Source organism: Vibrio sp. 10N.222.46.A1 (assembly GCF_041473595.1).
Classification (GTDB): Bacteria; Pseudomonadota; Gammaproteobacteria; order Enterobacterales; family Vibrionaceae; genus Vibrio; species Vibrio tasmaniensis_A.
Genome location: NZ_JBFRSN010001092.1, coordinates 1 through 3,478 on the forward strand (window position 1 = coordinate 1; position 3,478 = coordinate 3,478).

Sequence of the window (3,478 nt, forward strand, 5' to 3'; positions counted from 1 at the left end):
GAGCCAGTTTGGTCTCAAGCTCGCGACAAGCTATCTGACATCGAATCCATTTTGCCTGCGGGCTCTCATTCTCCCGATCTCGACAGTGATCATACCTATGCTTTCACAACTATCGCATCTCTAACCTGGTCTGGTGCAGGTGAACCTGACCGATTAACACTCGGGCGCTATGCCAAAGAACTCGCTAAGCGACTAAGAACTTTGTCGGGTACTGAATTCGTTGATGAATACGGGATGCCACAAGAAGAGATTCAAATCAGTTTACGTACGGCCGATGCCGCCGCGTTGGGGCGTTCAAGTGCCAATATTGCTGAGTCGCTCGAAGGGGCAGACGCCAAGAACTCCGCCGGCGAGTTAGTGAGTGCTTATTCTCGCTTTGGCTTAGAAATTAAATCTGAACTCGATTCTATTGAACGGATTAAGCAAGTGCCAATAGCCACTGATAGCAAAGGTCACATCATCCGTATGGAAGACATTGCTTCTGTGAAACGTGGTGAGAAAACCCCACAAGACCAGATTGCCATTATTGATGGTGAGCCGGGTGTGATTGTCGCGGCAAGAATGCATCCTGATCTGCGAGTCGACAACTGGACGTCGCGAGCTAATGCTCTGATTGGTAAATTTGAGCAAGAGTTACCAAGTAACGTTAAGGTGACGGTGCTGTTTAATCAGCAAGGTTATACCGAGACTCGCTTAGACGATTTAGGCAAAAGCTTGATGATCGGTTTTGGTCTGATCTTGATTGTTCTGTTTGTCACTTTAGGCGTGCGTGCCGCGATCTTAGTCGCCATTTCTCTGCCGTTAACCTCATTATTGACCTTGTCGATCATGAAAATGACCGGTGTGCCGATTAACCAAATGTCGGTGACAGGCCTAATTGTGGCGCTCGGGATCATGGTTGATAACGCGGTGGTGATGGTCGATACCATTCAGGCGTATCGTTTGAAAGGGCAACAACGAGCAGAAGCGACCATGAATGCGTTGAAGCATTTATGGGTGCCGTTATTAGGCTCAACCTTAACTACCGTGTTGGCGTTTGCCCCGATTATCTTGATGCCGGGTGCATCGGGTGAATTTGTCGGTGGTATTGCGATTACCGTTTCTTTCTCATTGGTCGGCTCTTACATCATCTCGCACACCTTAATCGCAGGCTTAGCGACCAAGCTATTGCCGAAACAACTCAGTGATGTCGACAAGAAAGGGCAGCACCATTGGTACATGACGGGTTTGAGAATCCCGGCTTTGACGCGCTGGTTCTCATCTTCTGTCCGCTTTGGTGTCACGCATCCAATCATCACGATTGCTTTGGTGTTGTTGGTTCCGTTTACCGGTTACTGGAGTATGTCTCAGCTGACTGAGCAATTCTTCCCGCCATCAGACCGAGACATGTTTGAGATTCAGGTTTATATGCCACCTCAAGCGAGCATTTATGCCACTAAAAACACCTCTGAAAAAATCGACGATATCATTCATCGTTATCCTGAAGTGGAGCGTATCGATTGGCTCGTGGGCGCAAACTTCCCATCCTTCTATTACAACCTGCAAGCAAGGCAAAATAACGCGCCGTACTTCTCGCAAGCCATGGTGAAAACAGAGAACTTTGACCAAGCCAATGCGCTAATTCCACAGTTGCAAAAGGTGTTGGATGAAGAGGTGCCGGAAGCACAAATCTTGGTACGTAAGCTTAACCAAGGGCCTCCATTTACCGCGCCCGTTGAACTGCGAGTGTATGGTGAAAACCTCGATACGTTGAAAGCGATTGGTGAGGATGTGCGATTGATTTTGGCGGGTGTTCCTCATGTGACGCACACAAGGGAAACGCTGCAACCAGGTACGCCGAAGGTGTGGTTGAAGGTTGATGAAGACACCGCAAAGCTGAATGGTATTTCATTGAACCAGTTCGCAGGTATGCTGCAAACTACGCTGACAGGTCGTGAAAGTGGCTCTGTGATTGAAGGCAGTGAGTCGGTACCAATCCGTGTTCGTGTGGCAGATGAGGCGCGTGAAAACTTGGCTCACTTAAGCAATATTCGTTTGCCAATCAGTTCAGATGTCTACTCGACAGGTATTAACGTATCGACACTGGCCGAACTTGAATTGACGACCAGTCGCGGCGCGATAACCCGCCGAAATGGGCAACGTGTGAATACCATTGAGGGCTACATTGAAGCAGGAGTCTTGCCTCAAACCGTGCTTAATGAATTCCAAAAACGCCTAGCAAGCTATCAGATGCCATCGGGTTACACGATTGGTTTTGGTGGCGAATCCGCTGAACGAGATAATTCAGTCAACAGCCTTATCTCGAATGTCGCCGTTGTGGTGGTATTGATGGTGTTGGTGGTGGTGATGTCGTTCAACTCTTTCCGAATGAGTAGCATCATCTTCATGGTAGCAGGATTGGCTGGTGGCCTAGGGCTGTTGTCGGTGTGGATCTTCGGTTATCCGTTCGGCTTTACGGTAATCATCGCCATGCTCGGGATTGCGGGCTTAGCGATTAACGCTGCCATCGTGATTCTGACGGAATTGAAACTCGATAAGCAAGCCTCATCAGGCAATGTGGATGCGGTCGTTGAGGCAGTGATGTCGTGTACTCGCCATATCAGTTCAACCACAATTACAACCGTTGGTGGCTTTATGCCGTTGATTATTGCTGGTGGTGGTTTCTGGCCTCCATTTGCAGTCGCGATTGTCGGCGGTACAGTATTAACCACGCTTATTTCGTTCTACTTTGTGCCTGTGGTTTATCATTTGATGACTAAAAATCAGCGTAAAAACATAGTGACTCAAGCTGCGTAACTGTTTTTCAATTTAACTGCTCTTCAATTACCCATAATCGAGCCGTATCTGGTTCGATTATGGTGTTGTTCTCTCACTAAATTCATTCCAACTACCCTTCAAAAATATCACTAAGCCAATCTTCAAGTTGCTCTCGTTTATCTTGTGGGCCATTGATGATCACCAAACCGTTTAGTGTCGCGTGATCCCAAGATATGGTGCCAGTAGCTAGCGCATCGAACACATCGAGTTCCGTAATCAGTAATAGATCTTCCTCTGTAGGCAAAGTATCTCGACCTGACACATCGACACCTTTCTCAAGTTTAACTTGGCTGTAATGACCTTTAATTGCTTCGAATAAGTTGAACTCAATTTTGCTTGGGTGGGGTTTCGCAAGCGCAGCCTTGATGGCAAAGAGTCGAAAGTGATCCGGTTTATTGAGGTTGTTGAATTCATTGTCTTGTCTGGCTGTGATGACGTTGCCAAAGACTTCTAGTGAACCGGGCTCTGTCACTAAACTAAATCCTGTATCTTGGTGAAGACCACAAGCGAAAGTTAGGGAAGATGTGAGTGAAAGAATGAGAGCAAATCGTTTTAGCATGTGTGAACCTTAAACGAACTAGGGCAGTTTTCTTACTTCAACAATAGATCGAGATTGTTGAATGAAGGTTGCGAACTGTACCAATAAATAAACGATAAAGGG

The 3,478-nt window shown here is 47.1% G+C and carries 2 protein-coding genes; one reads left to right on the forward strand and one right to left on the reverse strand.

Going from position 1 to position 3,478, the window contains the following annotated elements:
- Window positions 1–2,796: efflux RND transporter permease subunit (locus AB4496_RS24110; RefSeq protein WP_372132296.1), on the forward strand; the 2,796-nt coding region annotated here is incomplete at its 5' end.
- A 91-nt stretch (window positions 2,797–2,887) separates the two neighbouring features.
- Here AB4496_RS24110 and AB4496_RS24115 read toward each other — a convergent pair.
- Window positions 2,888–3,376, reverse strand: coding sequence for a hypothetical protein (locus AB4496_RS24115; RefSeq protein ID WP_102257820.1), 489 nt, complete (start codon window positions 3,374–3,376; stop codon window positions 2,888–2,890).
- Window positions 3,377–3,478 lie beyond the last annotated feature (102 nt).

What these genes read in the sequence shown, in the direction of transcription:
- AB4496_RS24115 (WP_102257820.1), bottom strand. Translation starts at nt 3,376, where the DNA reads ATGCTAAAACGATTTGCTCTCATTCTTTCACTCACATCTTCCCTAACT.